This window comes from Pyxidicoccus xibeiensis, from assembly GCF_024198175.1.
Taxonomy (GTDB): domain Bacteria; phylum Myxococcota; class Myxococcia; order Myxococcales; family Myxococcaceae; genus Myxococcus; species Myxococcus xibeiensis.
This window is the reverse complement of record NZ_JAJVKV010000033.1, coordinates 1-23,397: the sequence shown is the minus strand read 5'-3', so window position 1 is coordinate 23,397 and position 23,397 is coordinate 1. Positions and strand designations below refer to the sequence as shown.

At 71.8% G+C, this 23,397-nt stretch carries 20 protein-coding genes; 18 read left to right on the top strand and 2 right to left on the bottom strand.

Annotated features, from left to right (window positions below; translation table 11 throughout):
- Positions 1 to 39: 39 nt before the first annotated feature.
- The 12 genes from LXT23_RS49055 to LXT23_RS49000 all read left to right on the top strand — a co-directional run bounded on the left by LXT23_RS49055 (position 40) and on the right by LXT23_RS49000 (position 12,723).
- Positions 40 to 765, top strand: coding sequence for a hypothetical protein (locus tag LXT23_RS49055; RefSeq protein ID WP_253987476.1), 726 nt, complete (start codon positions 40 to 42; stop codon positions 763 to 765).
- Positions 766 to 953: 188 nt separating this feature from the next.
- Complete coding sequence (cpaB, locus tag LXT23_RS49050; RefSeq protein ID WP_253987475.1) at positions 954 to 1,769, top strand: Flp pilus assembly protein CpaB; 816 nt, start codon at positions 954 to 956, stop codon at positions 1,767 to 1,769.
- Positions 1,770 to 1,817: 48 nt separating this feature from the next.
- Positions 1,818 to 2,663, top strand: coding sequence for a type II secretion system F family protein (locus tag LXT23_RS49045; RefSeq protein ID WP_253987474.1), 846 nt, complete (start codon positions 1,818 to 1,820; stop codon positions 2,661 to 2,663).
- A 10-nt stretch (positions 2,664 to 2,673) separates the two neighbouring features.
- Positions 2,674 to 3,558 carry a type II secretion system F family protein gene (locus tag LXT23_RS49040; protein WP_253987473.1) on the top strand — a complete coding sequence of 295 codons (885 nt, stop codon included), beginning with the start codon at positions 2,674 to 2,676 and terminating at the stop codon, positions 3,556 to 3,558.
- Positions 3,559 to 3,637: 79 nt separating this feature from the next.
- The gene (locus LXT23_RS49035) at positions 3,638 to 5,023 is read left to right on the top strand and encodes an FHA domain-containing protein (protein WP_253987472.1); all 1,386 of its coding nucleotides are present in this window, start codon (positions 3,638 to 3,640) and stop codon (positions 5,021 to 5,023) included.
- Between the two features lie 38 nt (positions 5,024 to 5,061).
- Positions 5,062 to 6,810 carry an FHA domain-containing protein gene (locus LXT23_RS49030; RefSeq protein WP_253987471.1) on the top strand — a complete coding sequence of 583 codons (1,749 nt, stop codon included), beginning with the start codon at positions 5,062 to 5,064 and terminating at the stop codon, positions 6,808 to 6,810.
- A complete protein-coding gene (gene xseA / locus LXT23_RS49025; RefSeq protein ID WP_253987470.1) occupies positions 6,807 to 8,540 on the top strand; it encodes an exodeoxyribonuclease VII large subunit in 1,734 nt (577 codons plus the stop codon). The genes LXT23_RS49030 and xseA overlap by 4 nt, the downstream gene beginning before the upstream one ends.
- 48 nt (positions 8,541 to 8,588) lie before the next feature.
- Positions 8,589 to 8,921, top strand: a complete 333-nt coding sequence (xseB, locus tag LXT23_RS49020) for an exodeoxyribonuclease VII small subunit (RefSeq protein WP_253987469.1) — start codon at positions 8,589 to 8,591, stop codon at positions 8,919 to 8,921.
- Between the two features lie 23 nt (positions 8,922 to 8,944).
- A complete protein-coding gene (locus LXT23_RS49015; protein WP_253987468.1) occupies positions 8,945 to 9,325 on the top strand; it encodes a response regulator in 381 nt (126 codons plus the stop codon).
- A 16-nt stretch (positions 9,326 to 9,341) separates the two neighbouring features.
- Positions 9,342 to 10,235, top strand: coding sequence for a polyprenyl synthetase family protein (locus LXT23_RS49010; RefSeq protein ID WP_253987467.1), 894 nt, complete (start codon positions 9,342 to 9,344; stop codon positions 10,233 to 10,235).
- Positions 10,235 to 11,986: a 1-deoxy-D-xylulose-5-phosphate synthase gene (locus LXT23_RS49005; RefSeq protein WP_253987466.1), complete on the top strand. Its 1,752-nt coding sequence runs from the start codon at positions 10,235 to 10,237 to the stop codon at positions 11,984 to 11,986. Before LXT23_RS49010 ends, LXT23_RS49005 begins: the two co-directional genes overlap by 1 nt.
- Positions 11,983 to 12,723, top strand: a complete 741-nt coding sequence (locus tag LXT23_RS49000; protein WP_253987465.1) for a TlyA family RNA methyltransferase — start codon at positions 11,983 to 11,985, stop codon at positions 12,721 to 12,723. Before LXT23_RS49005 ends, LXT23_RS49000 begins: the two co-directional genes overlap by 4 nt.
- Before the next feature lie 12 nt (positions 12,724 to 12,735).
- On the opposite strand, the gene LXT23_RS48995 is transcribed toward LXT23_RS49000, so the two are convergent.
- A complete protein-coding gene (locus tag LXT23_RS48995) occupies positions 12,736 to 14,334 on the bottom strand; it encodes a hypothetical protein (RefSeq protein WP_253987464.1) in 1,599 nt (532 codons plus the stop codon).
- Between the two features lie 37 nt (positions 14,335 to 14,371).
- Positions 14,372 to 16,294, bottom strand: a complete 1,923-nt coding sequence (locus tag LXT23_RS50580; protein ID WP_253987463.1) for a carboxypeptidase regulatory-like domain-containing protein — start codon at positions 16,292 to 16,294, stop codon at positions 14,372 to 14,374.
- 479 nt (positions 16,295 to 16,773) lie between these two features.
- Here LXT23_RS50580 and LXT23_RS48985 point away from each other — a divergent pair, with 479 nt between their 5' ends.
- The 6 genes from LXT23_RS48985 to bacP all read left to right on the top strand — a co-directional run.
- The gene (locus LXT23_RS48985; RefSeq protein ID WP_253987488.1) at positions 16,774 to 19,281 is read left to right on the top strand and encodes an ATP-binding protein; all 2,508 of its coding nucleotides are present in this window, start codon (positions 16,774 to 16,776) and stop codon (positions 19,279 to 19,281) included.
- A 53-nt stretch (positions 19,282 to 19,334) separates the two neighbouring features.
- The gene (locus LXT23_RS48980; protein ID WP_253987462.1) at positions 19,335 to 21,209 is read left to right on the top strand and encodes a tetratricopeptide repeat protein; all 1,875 of its coding nucleotides are present in this window, start codon (positions 19,335 to 19,337) and stop codon (positions 21,207 to 21,209) included.
- 12 nt (positions 21,210 to 21,221) lie between these two features.
- Positions 21,222 to 22,061, top strand: coding sequence for an alpha/beta hydrolase (locus LXT23_RS48975; protein ID WP_253987461.1), 840 nt, complete (start codon positions 21,222 to 21,224; stop codon positions 22,059 to 22,061).
- A gap of 55 nt (positions 22,062 to 22,116) precedes the next feature.
- A complete protein-coding gene (gene bacN / locus LXT23_RS48970; RefSeq protein ID WP_253987460.1) occupies positions 22,117 to 22,458 on the top strand; it encodes a bactofilin BacN in 342 nt (113 codons plus the stop codon).
- A gap of 55 nt (positions 22,459 to 22,513) precedes the next feature.
- Positions 22,514 to 22,837, top strand: a complete 324-nt coding sequence (locus LXT23_RS48965; protein WP_323379179.1) for a bactofilin family protein — start codon at positions 22,514 to 22,516, stop codon at positions 22,835 to 22,837.
- Between the two features lie 3 nt (positions 22,838 to 22,840).
- Positions 22,841 to 23,397: bactofilin BacP (gene bacP / locus LXT23_RS48960; RefSeq protein WP_253987459.1), on the top strand; the 557-nt coding region annotated here is incomplete at its 3' end.

Here is a 23,397-nt window from a genome sequence, read left to right as displayed (position 1 = left end):
GCCGCCCTCACGGCAACGAAGAGCAACAAGGAGCGCGCAATGGCGCATGCGGCTTGGACGTGGATGGTCGTCGCGGCGGCGGTCGGGGCAGGGGTGATGGCGTGCAGTGACGACGATGATGGTGGCGGCGGGCCGAAGAATCCCCCGGGCAGCGGCGTGGACGCGGGGGTGAACGAGAACCGCCCCGGCCTGGGCGAGGACCCCGGTGAGCCACGGGGCACGCCCCTCAACCTCCCGGCGGGCGTGAGCATCAGCGGCCACATCCTCGGTGCGAACGAGCTGACCGGGGAGTGCGAGGGGGGCTCGGAGCCCCAGGGCTCCGGGCCCGCGGTGAAGATCTGCGTGCCCATGCGCAACACCACGGGCGCGGCGGTGCAGCTGGAGCTGCCCCGCGGCCTCACCGTGATTTCCACCTCCGCGGGCCGGTACCAGAATGGCCTGCTGGTGGAGCGGGTGGTCGTCACCCTTCCGCCCACGGCCCAGGGGCCGGGAGTCCCCACCGACGGCGGCACCGACCCGGACGCCTTCCTGGTGGCCCTCCACCTCTACTGCCTCAACGAGGCGCGCAATCCTTCCGAGACGGGCAACCCCTACAAGCTGGGCCCCGTGACGGACGACGCCGCGCTCCGGGAGCTGCTCCAGCTGCTCGTGGGCAAGCAGCTCGACAACGATGACGCCGTGGATGTGGTACAGGACGCCATCTACAGCATCACCGAGGGCAACGGCCTCACCTCCGAGGACCGCGAGGCCCTCGAGGACCTGTGACGGGACGAGAACATTCGTCCTGGAATGGCGCGGGATGCCGGGCTGTCACGAGAGGTGGTTTTGACACCCGGTGTATCCCACGGATAACATCCCACGCCACTCGCGCAACTTGCGCCTGACTGTTTTCGAAAACCCCTCTGGACTCCTCGCCGCCGAACGGCACCCCCCGTTTTGGAGGTCCCTGAATCATGCTGAAGGGCAAGACCCCGCTCGTCGTCGCGCTCGTGCTCGGCCTGTTGGCCGGTGTCATCGCGTATTCCGCCATCAAGAAGAAGGAGGCGGATGTCCGCCGCGGGTGGAACCTGGTGCCCGTGGTCGTGGCCGCCCAGGACGTGCCCGAGGGCACGGTCATCACCTTCGAGATGATCTCCCAGCGCTCCGTGCCGGAGCAGTTCGTCACCTCCTCGGTGGTGCGTCCGGACTCGGCCTCCTACGTGGTGAACCAGAAGGTGCTGGTGGCGCTGCAGTCGGGTGATCCGCTGCTGTGGAGCCAGTTCGAGACCACGAAGGCCGCCGAGCGCCTGTCGACCAAGGTGCAGCGCAAGGCCCGCGCCATCACCATCGAGGCGAAGAACACCACGTCCGTGGGCGGGTGGATCCGCCCCAACGACAAGGTGGACGTCATCGGCACGTTCCGTGATCCGCAGACGGACGAGAGCGTGGCGGTGACGCTGCTCCAGAACGTCATCGTGGTGGCCACGGGCAAGATCACCGGTACCACCAACGTCAACCTCATCCCCGAGGGCCAGCGCGAGTACGCCGACATCTCGCTCATGGTGCTGCCGGAAGAGGCGGAAATCCTCGTGCTGGCGACGGAGCTGGGCGCGCTGACGCTCACCCTGCGCAACGAGGACGACGTGGACCTCATCGAGGAGCGCGGCCGCGCCACCATCAGCACGCTGCTGTCCGGCGAGCGCACCCGGGTGCTGGAGCAGAAGCGCCGGGAGATCATCCAGATCATCAAGGGCGGCGCCGAGAAGGCCGCGGGTGCGGGCGCGCCGTAACGGCGCCGCCTGCGCCGCACCTCTCCCAGCCCCCAGGGACGCACGCCCATGCTTGCCGGAATCGTCCTCCTCCTCGTCACCGGGTCTGTCTTCTTCTTCAGCCTGGTGATCTTCAGCGTCCTGTCGAAGGCGTACGAGCAGTACCAGGAGCGCTACGTCGCCAAGTCGATGAACGACTTGAGCGACATGTTCCTCTTCATCGATGCGCGGCAGATGTTGATCCTCAACATCGCGTGCATGTGCTTGTTGGGGATCCTCTCGTACATCATCTTCAACCCCATCCTCGCGGTGGTGGCCACGGTGTTCGGCTTCTTCCTGCCGATGCTGATGGTCAAGCACTACCGCAAGCGGCGCATCAAGAAGTTCAACGTCCAGCTGGTGGACGCGCTGCAGGCCATGGCCAACGCCTTCAAGGCCGGCCTCACCTTCCCGCAGGCGATTGAGCACGTGGCGCGCGAGGCGATGGCGCCGCTGTCCCAGGAGTTCGGCCTGTTCGTGAAGGAAGTGAAGCTGGGCGTGCCGCTGGAGGAGGCGCTCATCAACATGGGGCGCCGCGTGGGCAGCGACGACCTGGAGCTGGTGGTGGTGTCCACGAACATCGCCCGGCAGCTCGGCGGCAACATGGCGGAGATGTTCGAGACCATCTCCAACGTGATCCGCGAGCGCTTTCGCCTGGAAGGCAAGATCGACGCGCTCACCTCGCAGGGCAAGCTGCAGGGCTGGATTGTCGCGGCCATGCCCGGAGTGCTGGGCATGGTGCTCAACTACATGCGGCCGGACCTGATGGAGCCCATGATGAACCACCTGTTCGGGTGGATCCTCGTGGTCATCATCGCCATCATGGAAGTGATGGGCATCCTCATCATCCGGCGCATCGTCAACATCGATATCTGAGGGGTGCACCGTGGATGTCCTGACGCAAGTGCTGGTCGGCAGCTCGGCGCTGCTCTTCGCGGGGGCCGTGGGGTTCCTGGGCCTGGGGCTGTACCAGACGCTGCTCGAGCGCTTCCTGACGGAGGTGCGCGACGAGTCGGCGGGCGGCATGAAGGGCTTCGGCTCGGTGGCCATCCGCAAGCTGGGGGCCATGAACCGGCGCTTCATGTGGCCGGGCTACGAGGCCAAGCAGCGCCGCAACCTCATCAAGGCCGGTGAGCCCCAGGGCTACAAGCCCGAGGACATCATGGCCCTGCAGGAGGTGAGCGCGGTGGTGGGCCTGCTGATGGGCCTGTTCCTGCTCAACGGCCTGGGGCAGAACCTGGTGTGGTCGCTGCTCTTCATGGTGGGCGGCACGTTCTACCCGCTGATGTGGGTGAATGATCAGGTGAAGAAGCGCCACCTGCAGATCAGCCGCGCGCTGCCCTACAACCTGGACCTCTTGACGCTGTCGGTGGAGGCGGGCCTGGACTTCACCGCCGCGCTGGCCAAGGTGGTGGAGAAGGGCAAGACGGGCCCGCTGCGCGAGGAGCTGCAGCTGGTGCTCAAGCAGCTGAAGATGGGCAAGACGCGTGAAGAGGGGCTGAAGAGCATGATCGTCCGCGTGGACCTGCCGTCGCTGACGACGTTCGTCACCGCGCTCATCCAGGCGGACAAGATGGGCACCAGCCTGGGCAAGGTGCTGCGCATCCAGTCCACGCAGATGCGCATCGACCGGACCCAGCGCGCGGAGAAGCTGGCCGGCGAGGCGCCGGTGAAGATGCTCTTCCCGCTCATCGCCTGCATCTTCCCGACGGTGTTCATGGTGCTGTTCGGGCCCATCGTGTTCCAGTTCTTCTTCGGAGACCTCGCCTGAGGTAGCCGCCCTGCCCATCCGCCTGACCATTACCAAGGGGCTCCAGGAGGGAAGAGAGCTCTACTTCGAGCAGGCCGAGGTGAAGATCGGCCGCACCTCGGAGAACGACCTGGTGCTGCAGGACCATGGCGTGTCCCGCAGGCATGCCCGCATCGTCGAGCGCGGCGGCCTGTACTTCGCGGAGGACGTGGGCAGCTCCAACGGCACCGCGCTCAACGGCACGAAGCTGCCGGGCGAGCAGCAGCTGCGCGACGGGGACCGCATCACCGTGGGGCCGGTGGAGTTCACCTTCGTCTGGGTGCCGCCCGACGGGGACGAGGACGCCACCCGCCCCATCCGCCGCAACCCGCCCATCCAGCCTCCGCCCATCGGTGACGCCTCGCAGGAGGCGCTCCCCACGGCGCGGCTGCAGGCCGTCGCCCCGGTGCGCCCGGCCGACTCGCCGGAGCAGGTGAGGGTGACGGGCTCCATGCCCGCGCAGCTGGCGCCCACCGCGCCGGCGCAGAAGGCCGAGGGCCTGACGGCCGCCGACCGCGCCCGCCAGCGCCGCGACCTGGCCCGGAGCCAGGGCGGGCGGCTGGTGCTGTGGTTTCTCGCGCTGCCCGTCGTGAAGCGCGTGGCGGTGGGCCTGGCCGCCGTGCTGCTGGTGGCGGCGGGGGTGGGCGTTCCCGGCTATGCGTTCCTGTCCGGGGGCGTGAAGGGAGGCCCTGGGGGCTCGGAGCCGGAGACCCTCAGCCTGGAGCCGGTGAAGGACTCGTTCGGCCTGGGGGAGGGCGTGCGGTGGGAGCGCCCGGACCAGAAGGACTTCGAGTTCCAGTTCGTCTCCCCCACGCGGGCGGTGGCGCTGGTTCGCTACCAGGCCAGTGGCATCTCCAAGGAGGAGGTGGCCCTGGTGCTCAACGGCGCCAACCTGGGGTGGGTGCCTCCGGACACGACCAGCTCGGCGGAGCGGGAGCTGGAGCACATCCTTCCCGTGGAGACGCTCAAGCGCAACGAGCCCAACACGCTCGCCTTCGACAACGTGCGCAACCCGCCCGGCAGTGACACGTGGCGGGTGTGGAACCTCCGGGTGGAGGTCATCCCCGTGCCGGAGCTGTCGCCGGAGGAGCTGCTGGTCAAGGCCCGGCAGTACGCCGTCACCGGCGCCCGCTTCTACGCGCAGAAGGACGTGGGCGCGGAGAACCTCTTCAAGGCGTGGCAGCAGTACCGCTTCGCGTGGATCACCCTGGAGGCCCTGGAGGAGAAGCCGGAGCTGTACCAGGACGTCCGCTTCCAGCTCGGTCAGGTAGCAGCCGAGCTGGACCACAAGTGCAGCCAGCTCATGCTCGATTTCCAACGAAGCGTACAGTACCGGAACGCGAAGACCGCCCGGGCGGCGCTGGCGGAAGTCAGCAGGCGCTTCCCTACGGGCGAGCATCGCTGCCACAATCGTGGTCTGGAGCTGGCATACGAGCACGAGCTGTAGGCGCGTGCCCCCCTCGTAGTGTAGGTCGGTGATTTCCCATGACGAACGGTTCCCCTCCCACGCGGCGCAGGCCTACTTCCGGGACGCCCTCGGGCGGGACCGGGGCCCGCCCCGCCACGCGCAGGACGGCTCCCGGTGCTGCCGCGGCCCGGCCTGCTCCGGTGTCCGCTGCCTCCAGGCTGGTCTGCATCGCGGGGCCCAAGGCCGGTGAGGAGTTCTCGCTGGAGGACGGCGAGTACGTCATCGGCCGCGCCACCGACAACGCCATCTGCATCCCGGACACGTCCGTGTCGCGCAAGCACGTCATGGTGCGCAAGATGGGCTCGGGCTGGGCGGTGAGCGACCTGGGCTCGGGCAACGGCACGCTCGTCAACGGCGACGCGATTGGGGACGAGACGCCCCTGGCCAACGGCGACGTCGTCACGCTGGGCGACACGGAGCTGCGCTTCGAGGACGTGGCGAACTCCACCATGGCGGTGGCCATGCCTCCGCCGGGCTCGCGCCCCCGGCCGGGCGCCTCCGGCAGCCGGGGCGCGCTGCCGTCCCGTCCTCCGCCGCGCACGGAAGGGGGACGCGTGCGCAGCGCCCGCTCGGCGGCCGCCGCGCCGCCCAGCCCGGAAGACCAGCGCAAGAAGATGCGCATCAAGCTGGGTATCGCCGGCGTGGTGGTGATGCTGTTCGCCGGCCTGGGCGTGGTGCGGATGAACGTCAGCCAGCAGCAGGCCGCGGAGCAGGCGCGGGCGCTGGAGGGCAAGGCCCGGCGGGACATGCTCGGCTCGCTGTTCCAGGACGCGAAGAACCTGGTGCGAGAGGGCAAGTGGCTGGAGGCGCAGGAGAAGCTGCAGGAGCTCCAGGCGCAGGCGCCCGACTACCCGGGCGTGACGGACTACCTGGGGCACGCCGAGCGGGAGATTCCCATCCAACGCAGCCTGAACGACGCGCAGGCGGCGTTGGCGAAGAACGAGCTGGGCAAGGCCGCCGCCGCGCTGGCGAAGACGGGCAACACCCAGTTCCTGGACGACAGGGTGCGCACCGCGAAGCGCGACCTGGCGTCGGCGGCCGACAAGCGCTCCGTCGCCGCGCGCAAGGCGCTGGACGAGGGCCAGATGGACCAGGCGAAGCTCATCACCGACGACGTGCTGGTGGCCTTCCCGGAGCACCGCGACGCGAAGATCATCAACGAGCAGGCGGTGCAGGCCATCACCATCCGCGACACGCCCAAGCCCGTCTTCCAGGCCGCCGCGCCCAAGCCGTGGGAGCCGGCCGTGGACCGCTTCCGCGACGGTGACATGTCCGGCGCGGTGGCCATGCTCAACGCGTGCATGGCCCGCACGCCGCAGTGCAAGAAGCTGCTCGGGCAGATCACCGAGTTCGGCAACCTCTACAAGCGGCTGGAGGATCTGGACGCCAAGGGGCTGTCGAAGCTGCTGGCGCTGGACAAGGACATCACCGACGGGCGGCCCAGCAAGATGGCGCGGAACGCGGGCACGCGCGCGGCCACCATCTTCTACAAGGGTGCCACCGCGGCGAAGGCGGCCGGCCAGTGGTCTCGCGCCATGGAGTACTCGCGGCGCGCGCTGCAGGCGGACCCCGGCCACGCCGGCGCCACCAACATCATCAGCGAGCTGAAGACGAAGGCGAAGGACCTGTACCTGCTGGCGTACTCCCTGAAGGACGGCAGCCCGGAGGACGCGCTGCCCAAGTTCAAGGACGTGGTGGCCATGACGCCGCCCGACGACGAGTACCACCAGAAGGCGCAGACCTGGGTCGAGAAGCTGTCGCGATGAAGAAGCCCCGAGGCGCGGGAGGAGAGTCGCCGCCAGTCCCCCCTGGTTTCCAGGGAGACCTCTTCGGCGCCCCGGCAGCCGAGCCCGTGGTCGGCGAGGCGAGGCCCGCCGGCCGGGTGGTGGCCATGCCCCGCAAGCCGCCTCCGCCCCCGCCGGTGGACGCGGACGGCACGTCGCTGCTGGGCCCGCTGGAGGGCGCGCCTCCGCCGCCGCCGAAGCCCGAGCGGCTGGTGCTGTCGGTGGGCGAGCTGACGCGGCAGCTGAAGCAGACGCTGGAGTCTCGCTTCGCGCGCGTGCTGGTGCGCGGCGAGGTGACGGGCTTTCGCGGTCCCAACGCGCGCGGGCACTGGTACTTCTCGCTGAAGGACCCCGGGGCGGCCATCGACGCGAAGGTGTGGGCGTCCCTGGCGGCCCGGCTGCGCTTCATGCTGCGCGACGGCATGGAGGTGGTGGCCGAGGGCAGCGTGGACCTGTACGAGCCGCAGGGCCGCTACAGCCTCATCGTCAACCGCCTGGAGCCGGTGGGGGAGGGCGCGCTGGCGCTCGCCTTCGAGCAGCTCAAGGAGCGGCTGGCGGCGGAGGGGCTCATCGGCGCCGGGCGCAAGCGCCCGCCCAGGCCGCTGCCCTTCCTGCCCCAGCGCATCGGCGTGGTGACGAGCCGCACGGGCGCGGCGCTGCAGGACTTCCTGCGCGTGCTGCACTCGCGCAACCCGCGGCAGAGCGTGCTGCTGGCGGACGCGCGCGTGCAGGGCGAGGGCTCGGCGGTGGAGGTGGCCCGGGCGATTGAACGGCTGACCCGCACGGACGTGGACGTCATCGTGGTGACGCGCGGCGGAGGCTCCGTGGAGGACCTCTGGGCGTTCAACGAGGAGGTTGTCGCGCGGGCCATCTTCGCGTCGCCGGTGCCGGTGGTGTCGGCCATCGGCCATGAAATCGACTTCACCATCTCCGACTTCGTGGCGGACTGGCGCGCGCCCACCCCCAGCGCGGCGGCGGAGCGGCTGGCGCCGGTGCTGGCGGACCTGGAGCTGACGCTGGCCACGCAGGCCGGGCGGCTGCGGCGGGCCATGGAGCGGCGGGTGCTGGAGCTGCGCGAGGAGCAGGGCCAGCTCGCGGCGCGCCTGGAGGACCCGCGGCGGGCCATCAACCACCAGCGGCTGCACCTGTCCGAGCAGGTGGACTCGATGATGCGCGTGCTGCGGCCTGCGGTGCGCGAGCACCGGGAGACGCTCCGCGCGCTCTCCGAGCGGCTGCAGCGGGCGCGGCCTCAGGCGCGGCTGGGCGAGCAGCGGGCGCACCTCCTGAAGCTGGCCGCCCGGCTGTCGGAAGCGGCGCGCGCGGGTGTGGCGTCGCGGCAGGCGCTGCTGGCCACCGCGCACCTGGGGCTGGAGCGGGCGTCGCCCGCGGCCCAGGTGGCCAGGGAGCGTGCCCGGCTGGCCGCGCACCGGGCACGGCTGCTGGCGCTCCAGCAGGGGGCACTGGCGGATGCGCAGCGGCGTTTCCAGCGTCTGGAGGGACGGCTGGACGCGATGAGTCCGTTGAAGGTGATGTCGCGCGGGTACTCGGTGGTCTTCCGCCAGCGGGACGGGGTGGTGGTCCGCACCAGCACCGACGTACAGGTAGGAGAGCGACTGGGCATCAAGCTCGCCATGAACGGGGCGAAAACGCTCGGCGGGTGTGAGGAAGTCGAAGCCACCGTCACGGGAGTGAAAGGGCCGGTGGACTGCTAACGGGCAACCCTCTAGTGTCCCGCGCCCCACACGGGGAGGTGGAAGGCAGTGGCGAAGTCGGACAAGGCCAAGGCGGTGGAGCCCGAGCAGTACGGGGACGTGGTGACCCGACTCGAGGAGACGGTGGGCCGGCTGGAGAGCGGCAACCTGTCCCTGGAGGATTCTCTCAAGGCCTTCGAGGAGGGCATCCGGCTGGTGCGCCGGGGGGAGAAGCTCCTCACGGAGGCGGAGCAGCGAATCGAGCAGCTGCTGCTGGACGAGGACGGCAAGGACGTGGTGGCGCCGCTGTCGGTGGGCGCGCGTCCGGTACCGGCGGCGGCCCCCCGAGCGCCCGCTGCGCCTGCCCCCCGCGCCCCCCCGGAGGATGACGTCCCGTTCTAGGGAGCGCGGGCGCCCACTCCGGCATGCCGAAGCCGAAGATCACCATCGTCGACGATGACCGCGACACGCGGGAGCTGCTGGCCGCGGCCCTCGAGGACGAGGGCTTCGAGGTCACCATGGCCGCCAACGGCCTGCGCCTCATCGCGTCGCTGCAGCTGCACCGGCCGCACGCCATCCTCCTGGACGTGAACATGTCCTGGATTGACGGCTTCGAGCTGTGCCGGGCGGTGAAGAAGAACGAGCACTTCCGGGACATCCCCGTCGTCTTCATCAGCGGGCGCGGGGACCCCGAGGACAAGCGGCACGGCCTGGAGGTCGGCGCCGCGGACTACTTCGTCAAGCCGCTGGACATGGACAGGCTCGTCAGGCGCATCCGCGAGCTCGTGGCCACGCAGGCCCCCTAGAGGAGCACGGACTCACTTGGCATCCTTCGACCTCGACTCCTTCCTGAGCGCCCAGCAGGCGCGGGTGGAGGCGCTGTTGCTCGAGCGCGCCGACCGCCTCGTCCCCGCGGGCACGCCCCCGAAGCTGGCGGAGGCCATGCGCTACTCGCTGCTCGCCGGTGGCAAGCGCCTGCGCCCGGTGCTGTGCCTGACGTTCGCCGACACGGTGGCGCGCGCCAGCAACGCGTCTCCCCTGGCGGGCGACGCGGCGTGCGCGCTGGAGTACGTGCACACGTACTCGCTGGTGCACGACGACCTGCCGGCCATGGATGACGACGACTACCGCCGGGGCCGGCCCACCAACCACAAGGTGTACGGCGAGGCGATGGCCATCCTCGCCGGGGACGCGCTGCTGACGGAGGCCTTCACGCTGGTGGCCACGGGGCCGGAGGGGGCACGGGCCTCGCTGTGCCGCGAGCTGGCGGTGGCGGCGGGCGCTTCGGGCATGGTGGGCGGGCAGGTGCTGGACATCGCCGAGGACCGGCCCGCCGCGCTGGACTACCTCATCCGCCTGCACCGGCTGAAGACGGGCGCCCTCATCCGCGCCGCATGCCGCATGGGCGTGCTGGCCGGGGGCGGGGACTCGGACGCGCTGCTTCGCGCGGACTCCTATGGCGACGCGGTGGGCCTGGCCTTCCAGATTGCCGACGACGTGCTGGACGTGACGGCCACGCCGGAGCAGCTGGGCAAGCCCGCGGGAGCGGACGCGGCGGCCGGGCGCTTCACCTTCCCGGCGGTGGTGGGCCTGGCGGAGTCGCGGCGCATGGCGGAGGAGAAGGTGGCCCAGGCGGTGGCGGCGGTGCGCCCGCTGGAGGGCGACAACGGGCCGCTGGCGGCGCTGGCGCGCTACGTGGTGGAGCGGAAGTCCTGATGTCGGAGCTGCTGGCACGCATCGCCTCGCCCTCGGACATGCGGGCACTTCCGGAGGCGCAACTGCCACGGCTGTGCGAGGAGCTGCGCGAGGACATCATCTCCCTCTGCGGCCGCGTGGGCGGCCACCTGGGCGCGTCCCTGGGCGCGGTGGAGCTCATCGTCGCGCTGCACCGGGTGTTCCACTCGCCGGTGGACGCGCTCCTCTTCGACGTGGGGCACCAGGCCTACGCGCACAAGCTGCTCACCGGGCGGCGCGAGCGCATGCACACGCTGCGGCAGGCCGGCGGCCTGGGGCCCTTCCTGGACCCGCGCGAGAGCCCGCATGACGCGCTGCTGGCGGGGCACTCGTGCACGGCGGTGTCGGCCGCGCTGGGCCTGCTGGAGGGGCGCCGGGTGCTGGGCAAGCGCGGCCACGTGGTGGCGGTGCTGGGCGACGGTGGCCTCACCGGTGGGCTGACGTTCGAGGGTCTCAACAACGCGGGGGGCAGCCACCTGCCGCTGGTGGTGGTGCTCAACGACAACCAGATGTCCATCAGCGCCAACGTGGGCGCGATCCCCGCGCTGCTGCGCACCCGGGGCGCACGCGCCTTCTTCGAGGGCCTGGGCTTCACGTACCTGGGGCCCGTGGACGGGCATGACCTGGGCGCGCTGGTGCACGCGCTGCGCGAGGCGAAGGCGTCCTCGCGCCCGGTGGTGGTGCATGCGCTGACGCTGAAGGGGAAGGGCTTCCCCCCGGCGGAGGCGGACGCGCAGACGCGCGGGCACGCCATGGGCCCGTACGAGTGGCGGGACGGCAAGCTGGTCCGCTCGCGCAAGGGTCAGCGGACCTTCAGCGAGGCCTTCGCGGCGGTGCTCGAGGACGCCATGGCGCGCGACTCGCGCGTGGTGGCGGTGACGCCAGCGATGCTGGAGGGCTCGGCGCTCAACGAGCTGAAGGCGCGCTTTCCGGACCGGGTGCACGACGTGGGCATCGCCGAGCAGCACGCCGTCACCTTCAGCGCGGGCCTGGCCGCCGCGGGCGCGCGCCCCGTCTGCGCCATCTACTCCACGTTCCTCCAGCGGGCGTACGACCAGATCATCCACGACGTGTGCCTGCCGGGCCTGCCCGTCGTCTTCGCCGTGGACCGCGCGGGGCTGGTGGGCGCGGATGGCGCCACGCACCAGGGCACCTACGATGTGGCCTCGCTGCGCCCGCTGCCGGGGTTGCGGCTGTGGGCACCCATGGTGGGCGAGGACCTGGAGCCCATGCTGGCCACCGCGCTGGAGGCGCCTTACCCCTCCGTGCTCCGCTTCCCGCGCGGCACGCTGCCGCCGCTGCCTCCGGGGCTGCGGGCCGGTGAGGCGCCGCTGGAGGGCGCGCGGTGGCTGCACCGGGCCGCGCACCCCCGGCTGACGCTGGTGACGCTGGGCCCGCTGGGGCTGGCGGCGCTGGAGGCCGCGCGCTCGGAGCCGGGGTGGAGCGTGCTGGACGCGCGCTGTGCCTCGCCGGTGGACGAGGCCGCGCTGCTGGAGGCCGCCGCGTGCGGCCACGTGGTGGTGGCGGAGGAGGGCACCTCGCGCGGCGGGCTGGGCGGCGCGGTGCTGGAGCTCTACGCGGCGCGAGGCGTGACGCCGAGGGTGCGGCTCGTAGGACTGCCGGACGCCTTCGTCCCCCATGGCGACGCGCGGGTGCAGCGCGCGGAGCTGGGCCTGGACGTGGCGGGCCTGCTGCGGGCGGGCCGCGAGCTGCTGGAAGGAGGCGCGCGGTGAAGCTTCGCAAGGAGCGCCTGGACGTGCTGGTGGTGGAGCGCGGGCTGGCGGAGTCGCGCACCAAGGCCCAGGCCCTCATCCTCGCCGGCCAGGTGGTGGTGGGCGACCAGCGGGTGGACAAGCCCGGCTCGCTGGTGCCGGTGGAGGCGGAGCTGCGCCTCAAGGGCGAGGTGCTGCCCTACGTCTCGCGAGGCGGGCTGAAGCTGAAGGCGGCCATGGACCGCTTCGGGCTCGACGTGCGCGGCCGGGTGTGCGCGGACATCGGCGCCAGCACCGGTGGCTTCACCGACTGCCTGCTCCAGCACGGCGCCACGCGCGTGCACGCCATCGACGTGGGCTACGGCCAGCTCCACGAGAAGCTGCGCGTGGACCCGCGGGTGCGCTCGCGCGAGCGGGTCAACGCGCGCTACCTCACGGACGAGGACCTGCCGGAGAAGGTGGGCGCCATCGTCATCGACGTGAGCTTCATCTCGCTCACCCAGGTGCTGCCCTCCGTGCTGACCTTCCTGGAGCCGGGCGGGCTGCTGGTGGCGCTGGTGAAGCCCCAGTTCGAGGTGGGCCCCGAGCGGGTGGGCAAGGGCGGCGTGGTGCGGGACGCCGCCGCGCGCCAGGACGCCATCGACACGGTGACGGCCTTCGTGCGCGAGCAGGGCCTCACCGTGCGTGGGGTGATGGACTCGCCCGTGCCCGGGCCCGCCGGCAACGTGGAGGCACTCCTCGTCGCCGACAGGCCCTGAGCCGTCCATCCACTACGGCCGGGCGCTCCGGTACTGGTTGGTGGGCAGCGCCTGCATCAGCTTGCCACCGGTGCGCATCCAGAGCCGGCCGTCGCCATCCAGCGCGGCGCCGAGGCTGACGGGCACCTGGAAGCGGAAGACCTCGCGGCCCTCGCCGCTGGAGGACTGGTCCGCGGCGAAGATCTCCACCGGGCTGGTGGCCGCGCCACCCGCGGGCCGGGCAGGACCTGCGAGGAAGGTGATGTCCGTGGAGGGTGGGCGGCCGGGGATGACGTGCAGCACGTTCAGCGCGCCGTTGGCGTCCACCGAGGCGCCACCCGGGCTGCGCACGGTGCCGTCCGCGGAGGAGAGCAGCCACACGCGCTGCGTGCCCACGGCGGCGATGCGCGAGCCGTTGGCATAGGGCACCAGCCCCCTCATGGGGCCCACCAGCAGGGTGCTGGTCCAGCGGGAGTTGGTGCCCTCGCAGCCGTCCGCGTCCGCGGCGCAGGCGACGACCTGCGAGCGGTCCGGGGCGACGGGGTAGAAGCCCAGGAAGAGGATGCTGCCGTCATCGCTGAAGGCGCCGGCCGGCGGGGGCGGCGTGGAGGCGGTGCTGATGATGTCCCGGATGAGGTGCGTGTCGAGCAGCGCGCCTCCCGTGGTCGGGTTCGAGTCGCCCGCGTCCAGCTCCTCCACGATGATCTGCGCGCGGTTTTCGTTCTCCTGGTACTGGTTCGAGATCAGCACGCGGCCGTTGCGCACCTTGAGGGGGGCGATGGGGGTGCCAATCTTCTGGGTCTGGTAGACCCAGTGCTCCTGGCCGACGCCGCCGGGGGTGCTGGCACGGCGGGACAGCCGGCTGACGCGCACGACGCTTAGGCTGCGGATGAGCGCGTCGCCGTTGTCCATCACCGTCAGCGTGCGGACCGGGAAGTCCGGATGGGAGCGGGACGTAATCTGGAAGCTGGAGTCCACCGCGAAGGCGCTGAACCCGGGCGTCCAGACCCAGCGCGTGCCGTCACTCGCGGGCGCGGTGATGACCGTCTCCGGGGTGCACAACGAGGGCATGGCCAGCGTCTGGGCCGTGCCGGTGAGGGGCTGCCGGTAGAGCGTGTGCGTGCCCACGGTGGGGCCGCTGCAGCCGAGGAAGGCCACGTTGTTGCCAGTGCCGTCGACGGCGAGCGGGAAGTTGAAGGCCGCCCCGCGCTGCGGGTCATCCAGCACGCGCGTCACCGGGAAGAAGGTGGCCGGCTGGGGCAGGGAGCGGCCCTTGCGCGCGTCGTCGCACACCGCCTCGGCGATGAGGGAGAGGTTCGCGGCCATGCCGGCGGTGCGGTACGGGATGTCCGCGGAGGCCAGCTCCACGGTGACGGTGCCGCCGCTGTACGGGTACGTCTTGAGGAACGTGTCCCGGTCATAGAGGTTGAGGCTGCTCACCGTGTCGCAGCCGGACACGGTGACGACGACCGGCAGCGCCGTGCCGGCGACGATGGCCTCGGGCACCGTCAGGGAGACCTGGGGCGGGTCCGGGGTGGGGGGCGGCTTGGGGTCACCGCACGCCGCGGACAGGCCGGCGGTGAGAGCGAGGGCGGCGCGCCACGCGTGCCGAGTCAGGGAAGGGTGGGGCATGGCGCCGCACTCTACCCCGACCCCGCCCCGCCGGGCATCACCGCCCCGGGATGACGATGTCCACGCGCCGGTTCAGCTCGCGGCCCTTGGGGGTGAGGTTGGGCGCCACCGGGCGGGTGCCGCCGTAGCCCTCCGCCTCCACGCGCGCCGCGTCGAGCCCGGCCTTGACCAGGTGGGCCGCCACGGCCCGCGCGCGCTCGCGGGACAGGCGCAGGTTGGCCTCCGCGTCACCCTGGTTGTCCGTGTGGCCCTCCACGCGGACCTTGGTGATGCCGCCACGGACGATGGCGTCCACCACCTCCGCCAGCAGCGGCAGGCTGTCCGGGTGGAGCACCGTGCTGGTCTCCCCCGTGAAGCGCACGGGCTGGCCCAGCTCCAGCTGGTCGTTCTTGACGGTGACGAGCCGCTTCTTCGGCTCGGGCTCCAGGTCGAAGGAGAGCTCCGCCCCCGCGCCCTCGGCGACCTCCAGCTCCCGCGTCTGCGCCAGGTGTCCCGGCGCGGCGACGTCCACGCCATACCGGCCCGCGGGCACGTCCAGCCGGACGGGGCCGCCCAGCTCGGTGACCTCCACCTTCCGGGGCTCGCCGGCGCCGCGCAGGGTGATGGTGGCCCCCACCGGGCGCTTGCGCGACGTCACCGCGAAGGCGAAGCGCGCGGGGCGGACTTCGGCCTGCAGCGCCACCTCCACCGTGGCCCGCTCACCGGGCTGGAGCACCAGCTCGCGCTCGGCGGTGCGATAGCCTTCCTTGCGCACGGAGAGCTTCACCGGGCCGCCCGCCACCTCGTGGGTGAGGAAGCGGCCGGTGTCCTGCGCGGTGGCCACGGGCGGCAGGCTGGCGCCCACCACCGCGACGATGACGCCGGGCAGGGGCTGCCGCGTGCGCGCGTCCACCACCACCCCCTCCACCCGGGCGAGCCGGGGCGCGGGGGCAACGGCCGGGCGCTCCGGCACCTTCTCCAGGACGGCGGGGGTCGTCCGTCCGAGCACGTCCACGGTGTACGAAGCACCGACGAAGAGGTTGAAGGGCGGGGTGGTGGCCACGCCCAGGCCCACGCGGCGGTGCATGCCGAACTCCGCGGCCGCCGTGAGGGTGAGGTCCCTCACCGCCGTCACGCGTGCGCCCAGGCCGATGACCTGCGGCGCGGCGCTTCCGGCCGACAGCGTCTGCCCGTCCGGCGCCACCAGCACGCCGTCCACGCCCAGCGGGTACGCGAGCCCGTACTCGAGGAAGGGCGTCACGCCGGGCAGCGGTGCCTCCACGCCCACGCCCACGGAGAGGCGGTGGTAGCGGTTGAAGCCGAGCGCGAACTCCTCGGAGGCGTTGAGCTGCGGGCCGTCCTCCGGCGGGTCTCCCGCGCCGTCCAGCACCACGCCCAGGTTGGCGTGCGCGCGCAGGGGCAGGCCCTTCGGCCGCAGGTCATAGGTGGAGACCAGCCGCGGCGCGATGCCGAGGGCGGGGCGCTCCACCGAGATGTCGCCGGTGGAGAAGGTCATCGCGCGCAGGTCCACGCCGGCCCACAGGCCGGGCACCCACTCGCGCGTGGCGCGCGCCCCCACGGACACGTCGCCCAGCGCCTGGATGACGTTGGGCGAGGAGCGCGAGTTGGTGTTCGAGGACGCCCGGTACGCCAGCGACAGCTCCAGGAAGTCCAGCGGCACGTAGGCCAGCGAGAAGGTGCCGGCGGTGCGCGTGTTCTCCGCGCCCTGCACGGGGAACTGGGCGTTGGTGAAGTACTCGCCCATCAGCCCGAAGCGCAGCAGCCCGGTGCGTCCCAGGTCCGCGCCCGCCACGCGCAGCAGGCCCACACCGCCCACCGTGCTGGAGGCAAGGCGCAGGTTGCGTGCATCCACGAGCGCATGGCCCAGCGTGGAGGGGCTGTGGGGCCCGCTGCCAGTGGAGGACTCCTGCCCGGAGCCGGACGCGCCCAGGGACGCACTCGCCGTGTGGGCGGCCGGCACTTCACCAGCAGCCGGTGCGGGGTTCCCCTTAGTGGCATTCGGGCCCGGGGAAGACGATGTTTCCGGTGGCGCCGGGGCCTTCTCGGAGTGAGAAGCGCTGGTGGTAGCGCCAGGAGATTGCAATTGCAGCCCTGCTGGCGCCTGATCGACGGTGGGTGGGGCGGCCGGCCGGGCGTCGCCCTGGCTGGACGCAACGGCGGGTCCCGCCACGGCGAGGACCGTGATAGCCAGCGGGATGGGACGACGGAGGAACGACGGCCGGAAGAATCGCAGGAAACGCACGGTCAGCGAGTATATGCCGCGCATCTCCTCTCACAATTCCCACCCCTTCTCCGATGTCCGCCGCTCTGGCTCACGGGCGTGTTCAGCGGCATGATCCGGATCCGAACCATGTACCTTTACGCGCGCAGTGTGATTTCGCAGCCTCCCCGGCGGGCCCCCCGTGGCCGGCACGGCCGAGGTTCACCGTGAGAGTCGAGATGCAGGCGGATCAACGGGGACGCGTGCTGGTCGTTGCCGCGAAGGAGGCCGGCGACGCGCTGATGGAGCGGCTCACCGCGAGCGGCTACCAGTGTGCGTCGGCGGAGCAGGAGAGCGGCCTGTCGCAGGTGGCCGACACGCTCCAGCCGGAGGTCGTGCTCCTGGCGGTGACGGCGAAGCGCGCCGCGGAGATGCTCGACTCGCTGCGCAAGGTGGAGCGCCTGCAGCGGCTGCCCGTGCTGGTGGACCTGGGGCGCACCCGCTCGGCGGAGGCCTTCAAGCGTCTGGCAGTGGACGATTGGATCCGCAGCGCGGACGAGGTGGTGCCCCGGCTGGAGGCGGCGCTGCGCGCCGGAAGGCTGCGCGACCGGGAAGAGCGCATCCGGATGCGCATGGGGATGCTGCTGGAGATCACCCAGGCGGCGACCAGCTCGCTGGAGCTGGAGGAGATCCTCCGCATCGCGGTGGACAAGGTGGGCCGCGTCACCGGGACGGACCGCTGCTCGGTGGTGCTGGTGGAGGGCAGCCATGCCCGCACCGCGCGCGTGGTGGCCACGCAGGAGGACCCGAGCCTCGTCGAGCTGGACATCGAGGTGGCCCGCTACCCGGAGCTGCGCCGCGCGCTGGAGACGCGGCAGCCGGTGCTGATTGAAGAGGCGCAGAGAGACCCGCTGATGGCGGAGGTGCGCACCTCCATCGTCCCGCTGGGCGTGAAGTCCATCCTCGTGCAGCCCCTCATCTGCCAGGACGACCTCTTGGGCGCGCTCTTCCTGCGCGTGTCGCGGGTGGATGCGTCCTTCGGCCGGGACGAGCAGGAGTTCGCGCAGGCGGTGGCCGGCGTGCTGGCCAACTCCATCCGCAACGCGCGCCTGCACACCGCGGTGAAGAAGAAGCGCGAGGACCTGGAGCTGGCGTACGTGCAGCGCTACCAGGAGCTCAACGACGCCAACCGCCGCCTCAAGGAGCTCAACCGGCTCAAGGACGAAATCATCGCCGTGTGCAGCCACGACCTGCGGGCGCCGCTCCAGGTCCTGCTGGGCCACGGCCGGCTGCTGCAGGAGGGCCCGCTGGAGCCCCAGCAGCGGCAGTCCTCCGAGGCGATGATCCGCCAGGGCAAGAAGATCCTCGGCCTGGTCGAGTCGCTGCTGGAGAAGGGCAAGGGCGAGGCGGCGCGGCTGTCCATTGAGCCGCGCGTGCTGGACGTGGCGCAGCTGTGCCGCGACGCCGTCAACGAGCTGGAGATCCTCGCCGCCGACCGGGGCGTCTCGCTGCGGGCCGACTGCCCGGACAGCCTGATGCTCATCGGCGACGAGGTGAAGCTGCACGAGGTGCTGCAGAACCTCATCACCAACGCCATCCACCACGCGCGCCAGGACGGCGAGGTGGTGGTGAGCACCCAGCGGCTGGGGCGCCCGGACGGCGACGCGGCCAAGGTGTGCGTGCAGGACGACGGCGTGGGCATCCCCCCGGACGAGCTGCACCTGGTCTTCGACCGCTACCGCCACGGCGGCAAGGGCACGGGACTGGGGCTGGCCATCTGCAAGGAGTTCGTGGAGCTGCACGGCGGCGAAATCTGGGCGGAGAGCCCGCCGGACAACGGCTGCATCTTCGTCTTCACCCTGCCGCTGGCGCAGGAAGCGCCGCGCAACCCGCGCCCGCAGCAGCCCGCCGCCACCACGCCGCAGGAGCAGCCGCGCGTGCTGGTGGTGGAGGACGAGCCGGAGATTGCCGCCGTGCTGTCCGAGGTCCTGCGCTCGAAGTACCGGGTGGAGGTGGCTCGCGACGGCGCGGAAGGCCTGGCCAAGGCGCGTGCGCAGCGGCCGGACCTGGTGGTCATGGACGTGTTCCTGCCCAAGCTGGACGGCCTGGACGCGGCCATGGCGCTCAAGTCCTCGTCGGACACGGCCAACATCCCCGTCATCCTGCTGTCCGCCCACCAGGGCGTGGCGGAGAAGGTCCGCTCGCTCAACCTGGGCGCGGTGGACTACATGAGCAAGCCGTTCAACGCGGTGGAGCTCCTCAACCGCACCGAGCGCGCCCTCAAGCTGCGCCAGGGCGAGCGCGAGCAGCAGGAGAAGGAGAAGACCAACGCCCTGCAGCGGCGCACCGGCAGCGACCCGGCCACGGGCCTGCACGACAGGCGCGGGCTGCTGCTGCGGCTGGAGCAGGAAGTCACGCGCAGCCGGCGCTACCACCGGGCGCTCAGCCTGGCGGTGCTGCGCCCGGACCGGCCGGTGGACCCCATCCCGAACACCATCGCCGACATCATGCGCAAGCGGGTGCGCCACCCGGATGCCATCTCCCACCTGGGCGGCGGTGTGTTCGCCGTCGTCCTGCCGGAGTGCGGCGCCGAGGCCGCCCGGGCCGTCATCAGCCGCATGCTGCCGGATGTGGAGAAGGCAACGGACACCGAGTACCGGTCGGCCGTGGCGGACGTGAGCCAGGACAGCGACCCGGTGGAGAAGCTGCTGGAGAAGCTGGGCGCGCCGCCGCCCGAGGAGACGTGACGGGGGCGCTCTGCCCTGCAAGCCGGGCGGGGCCGCGCTAGACTCCTTCCAGCGTGAGCCCCACCCGCCTCATCGTCTCCGCGCTGCTGGTCACCCTGGTGGCGCCGGGGGCCTTCGCGGCCCCGCCGCCTCGCCGCCCGCGCGTGGACCGCGAGGCCATGCGCGAGGCCATGGACGCGGGGGCGACGGACGAGGGGCACTTCTCCTCGTCCGCCAGCTACTCGAACTACCTCCAGTCCCGCCTGCTGCACCACGCCGGGGACCACCGGGGCGCGGTGGACGCGCTGCGCCTGGCCCTGGCCACGGATGACGGGCACCCGCTGCTGCTCACCCGGCTGGGGGAGGAGTACGCGCGCCTGGGCGACCTGGACAAGGCCGAGCGCGAGCTGCGCCGGGCGGTGGACCGCTCCCCGGCGTACTACCCGGCCCATGTGCTGCTGGGGCGCGTGCTGCTGGAGGCCGGCCGCTTCACCCGGGCGCGCATGCACCTGCGGCGCGCGGTGGCCCTCAAGCCCCGGGAGCCGGAGGCCTACCTGGTGCTGGCCCAGCTCCACCTGGAGGCCGGCGCGCCCGACGAGGCCGTGAAGGTGGTGGAGTCACTGGCGGTGGCGCTGCCCGGCGAGGCGTCCGGCTACCGGCGCCTGGGGCTGGCCCTGGCAGAGCGCGGCGATGCCACGCGCGCCGAGCGCCTGCTGACGGAGGCCAGCACGAGAGACCCGGGCGACGTGGAGGTGCTGGCCGCGCTGGCGAAGCTGTACGAGGACAGCGGCCGGCCGACCGAGGCCGAGGACGCCCTGGCGCGCGCGCTCCAGAGAGATCCGGACAGCCAGGAGGTGCTGCTGGCCGCCGGCCGCGCGGCGCTCAAGGCCGGCTCCGCCGTGCGGGCGCGGGCGTACTTCGACCGGCTCCTGTCCCTGTCCACCGAGCCGGAGACGGCGGTGCGGGTGGCCTTCAGCTACCTGGCCGCGCGCCAGCCCTCCGCCGCGGCGCAGGTGCTGGACCAGGCCCGGGCTGCCGGGCAGGACGAGCCCCGCCTGGCGTACTACTCCGGCCTGGTGCACGAGCGGATGCGCCGCTTCCCGGAGGCGGCGGCCGCCTTCGGAGGGGTGCCGGAGAGCTCGGACGTCTTCTCCGACGCCCGCCTGCGCCGGGCCCGGAGCCTGTCGCTGGCCGGAGAGCACCCTCGGGCCCTGGCGCTGCTGCGCGCCGCCCTCCAGGCCGAGCCGGAGGACCCGGAGGTGCGCACGCAGTACGCCCGGGCGCTGGAGCGCGGCGGCGCGCCGGCCCGGGCCGAGGCCGTGCTGAAGGAGGGGCTGGCCGGCAAGCCCTCCGCCGCGCTGTACGACGCGCTGGCCGCCACGCTGCACCGCCAGGGCCGGGGCGCGGAGGCGCTGGCCCTGCTGCGCGAGGTGGTGGCGCGCGCCCCCCGGGACGAGGAGCTGCTCTACGTGCTGGGCGCGGCCCACGAGCGGCAGGGCGACGTGGACGGCGCGCTGGCGAGGATGCGGGCGGTGCTGGAGGTGGACCCGGACCACGCCGCGGCGCTGAACTTCCTGGGCTACCTGCTGGCCCAGGCGGGCAGGGACCTGGACGAGGCCGAGCGGAAGGTGCTGCGCGCGCTGGAGCTGCGGCCGGAGACCGGCGCCTACCTGGACTCGCTGGGCTGGGTGTACTTCCGGCGCGGCGAGTACCTGCGCGCGGTGGAGGCGCTGGAGCGCGCCTCGTCCCTGTCGCCCGACGAGCCCGTCATCCTCGAGCACCTGGGGGACGCCTACCAGCGCGCCTCGCGCAGTGGGGATGCCGCGGGAGCCTGGCGCCGGGCCCTGGAGGTATTGGCGCTGGACCCTGAGTCCGCCGAGCCCCCCGGCCAGCGCGCCGTGTTGGAGCGCAAGCTCAAGGCGCTACCCACGCGTGCGTCGGGCCGCTAAGTTGATGCGCCTATGGCGCGCCACGATGAAGGCTTCTTCACCGGCAGGGATGGGACGCGGCTGTTCTGGCGGTCGAGCTTCCCCGACGGCGAGCCCCGCGCGCACGTGGCCGTGGTGCACGGCTACGGAGACCACTTCGGCCGCTACACGTATGTAGCGGAGGCGCTGCTGGCGGACGGCTACGCGGTGCACGGGTTCGACTACCGGGGCCATGGCCGCGCGGACGGACGGCGGGGCTACTCCGAGAAGTGGTCCCACTTCGTGGACGACCTGGACGCCTTCTGGGCGCGGGTGCGCAAGGACGCGGGCGGCAAGAAGACCTTCATGCTGGCCCACAGCCACGGCGCGCTGATGGCCGTGAAGTGGATGGGCAGCCACAAGGTGGAGGGCTTGAGCGGGCTGGTGCTGTCAGCCCCCTACTTCAAGCTGGCCATTACGCCCCCCGCCATGAAGCTGCTGGCCGCGCGCGCGGTGGGCAGGCTGGTGCCGTGGCTGGCCCTCAAGACGGAGCTGACGGTGGAGGACCTGAGCAAGGACCCGGAGGTGCAGCGCGCCACCCGCGAGGACCCGCTCTACCTCACCATCGTCACGCCCCGCTGGTTCCTGGAGTCCACCCAGGCCCAGGGCGAGGCAATGCTGCTGGCTCCGAAGATTCAAGTCCCGCTGTTCGTGCTGTGCGGGGCCGAGGACGGCGTGGCGGCCCCGGCGGCGGCCCGGACCTTCTTCGAGACGGCCACTTCGGCGGACAAGAAGTTCAAGGAGTACCCCGGCATGCTCCACGAGCCGCTCAACGAGGTGGGGCGGGCGGAAGTGTTCCGGGATATCTCCGGCTGGATCTCCGCGCATCTCTGACATAATCAGGTCGCGCGGCTCCTCTGGAGGAGCTGGCGCTGGGTGAGGTCACCGCATGGCAACGGGTGAGACGGGCATCATCGGCAAGGGCATTGTCATCAAGGGCAACCTCACGGGAGGTGGGGACCTGGTCATCGAGGGCAGGGTGGAGGGGCAGATTGCCCTGAAGAACCACCTCACCATCGAGAGCACCGGCAAGGTGCAGGCGGACATCCGGGCCGAGGAGCTGACCATCAACGGTGAGGCGAGCGGGAACATCGACGCCTCGACCCGAGTGGCCATCAACGCTTCGGCCAAGGTGGCTGGTGACATCAAGGCACCGCGCATCGTCATCGAGGACGGGGCCGTGTTCAACGGCTCCATCGAGATGGACGTGAAGCTGCCGGACGACATCTGAGTTTCACGCCGGGCTTCGCACGGCACACACCTTTCGAGAGGGGCGGACAACACTCATGGCGAATACGGTCATTGGCTCGAGCATCGTCATCGACGGAGAGATTTCCGGAGACGAGGACCTGGTCATCCAGGGCACCGTGAAGGGGAAGATCTCCCTCAAGGAGAGCCTCTACGTCGAGGGCAGCGGCGTCGTCGAGGCGGACATCGAGACGCAGAACGTGGAGATCGCCGGCCGGGTGACGGGCAACATCTCCGCCAGCGACAAGGTGGAGCTGAAGACGGACTGCCGCGTGGTGGGCGACATCAAGGCTCCACGCATCCTCATCGCCGACGGTGCCTCCTTCAAGGGCAACGTCGACATGGACATGAAGGAGCGCTGATTCGTGGCCACCGCGAAGGAGCTCGCAGCGAGCAATAACGTCAACAACACCGTGGTGGGGCCTTCCATCCTCATCAGCGGCCGGTTGACCGGCGACGAGGACCTCACGGTCCGCGGGCGCGTGGAGGGTGAGCTCACCCTCAGCCGGACGCTCATCGTGGAGCCCTCCGGCGTGGTGAAGGCGAACGTGGCGGTGAAGAACGCCATCGTCAGCGGCGTGGTGGTGGGCAACATCAACGCCACGGAGAGCGTGGAGCTGACCCGCGAGGGTCGCATGGTGGGCGACATCCGCGCCCCGCGCGTCATCATCGTGGACGGCGCCAGCTTCCGCGGCCGGGTGGACATGGGGGACGTGGAGCCGGGCCGTCTGCCGGCGGAGCGCCCCACGGTGACGCGGCCGGCGATGACGACGCCGCGTCCTACCGCGACGCCCGCGCGCCCGGCGACTCCGGCCGCGCGTCCGCCCGCACCGCCCCCGCGCCCCACGGCGACGGCTCCGGCCACGCGGCCGACCGCGGCGCCTCCGCCGCCCCCGCCCGCCCGGCCGGCCGGCAGGCCGCT

Bases quoted from the DNA above. Each gene is read 5' to 3' on its own strand.
- LXT23_RS49045 (WP_253987474.1), top strand. From the start codon at position 1,818: ATGCTTGCCGGAATCGTCCTCCTCCTCGTCACCGGGTCTGTCTTCTTC.
- cpaB (WP_253987475.1), top strand. From the start codon at position 954: ATGCTGAAGGGCAAGACCCCGCTCGTCGTCGCGCTCGTGCTCGGCCTG.
- LXT23_RS48995 (WP_253987464.1), bottom strand. From the start codon at position 14,334: ATGCCCCACCCTTCCCTGACTCGGCACGCGTGGCGCGCCGCCCTCGCT.
- LXT23_RS48975 (WP_253987461.1), top strand. From the start codon at position 21,222: ATGGCGCGCCACGATGAAGGCTTCTTCACCGGCAGGGATGGGACGCGG.
- LXT23_RS49015 (WP_253987468.1), top strand. From the start codon at position 8,945: ATGCCGAAGCCGAAGATCACCATCGTCGACGATGACCGCGACACGCGG.
- LXT23_RS48965 (WP_323379179.1), top strand. From the start codon at position 22,514: ATGGCGAATACGGTCATTGGCTCGAGCATCGTCATCGACGGAGAGATT.
- LXT23_RS49030 (WP_253987471.1), top strand. From the start codon at position 5,062: ATGACGAACGGTTCCCCTCCCACGCGGCGCAGGCCTACTTCCGGGACG.
- LXT23_RS48985 (WP_253987488.1), top strand. From the start codon at position 16,774: ATGCAGGCGGATCAACGGGGACGCGTGCTGGTCGTTGCCGCGAAGGAG.
- LXT23_RS49055 (WP_253987476.1), top strand. From the start codon at position 40: ATGGCGCATGCGGCTTGGACGTGGATGGTCGTCGCGGCGGCGGTCGGG.
- bacN (WP_253987460.1), top strand. From the start codon at position 22,117: ATGGCAACGGGTGAGACGGGCATCATCGGCAAGGGCATTGTCATCAAG.
- xseA (WP_253987470.1), top strand. From the start codon at position 6,807: ATGAAGAAGCCCCGAGGCGCGGGAGGAGAGTCGCCGCCAGTCCCCCCT.
- LXT23_RS49005 (WP_253987466.1), top strand. From the start codon at position 10,235: ATGTCGGAGCTGCTGGCACGCATCGCCTCGCCCTCGGACATGCGGGCA.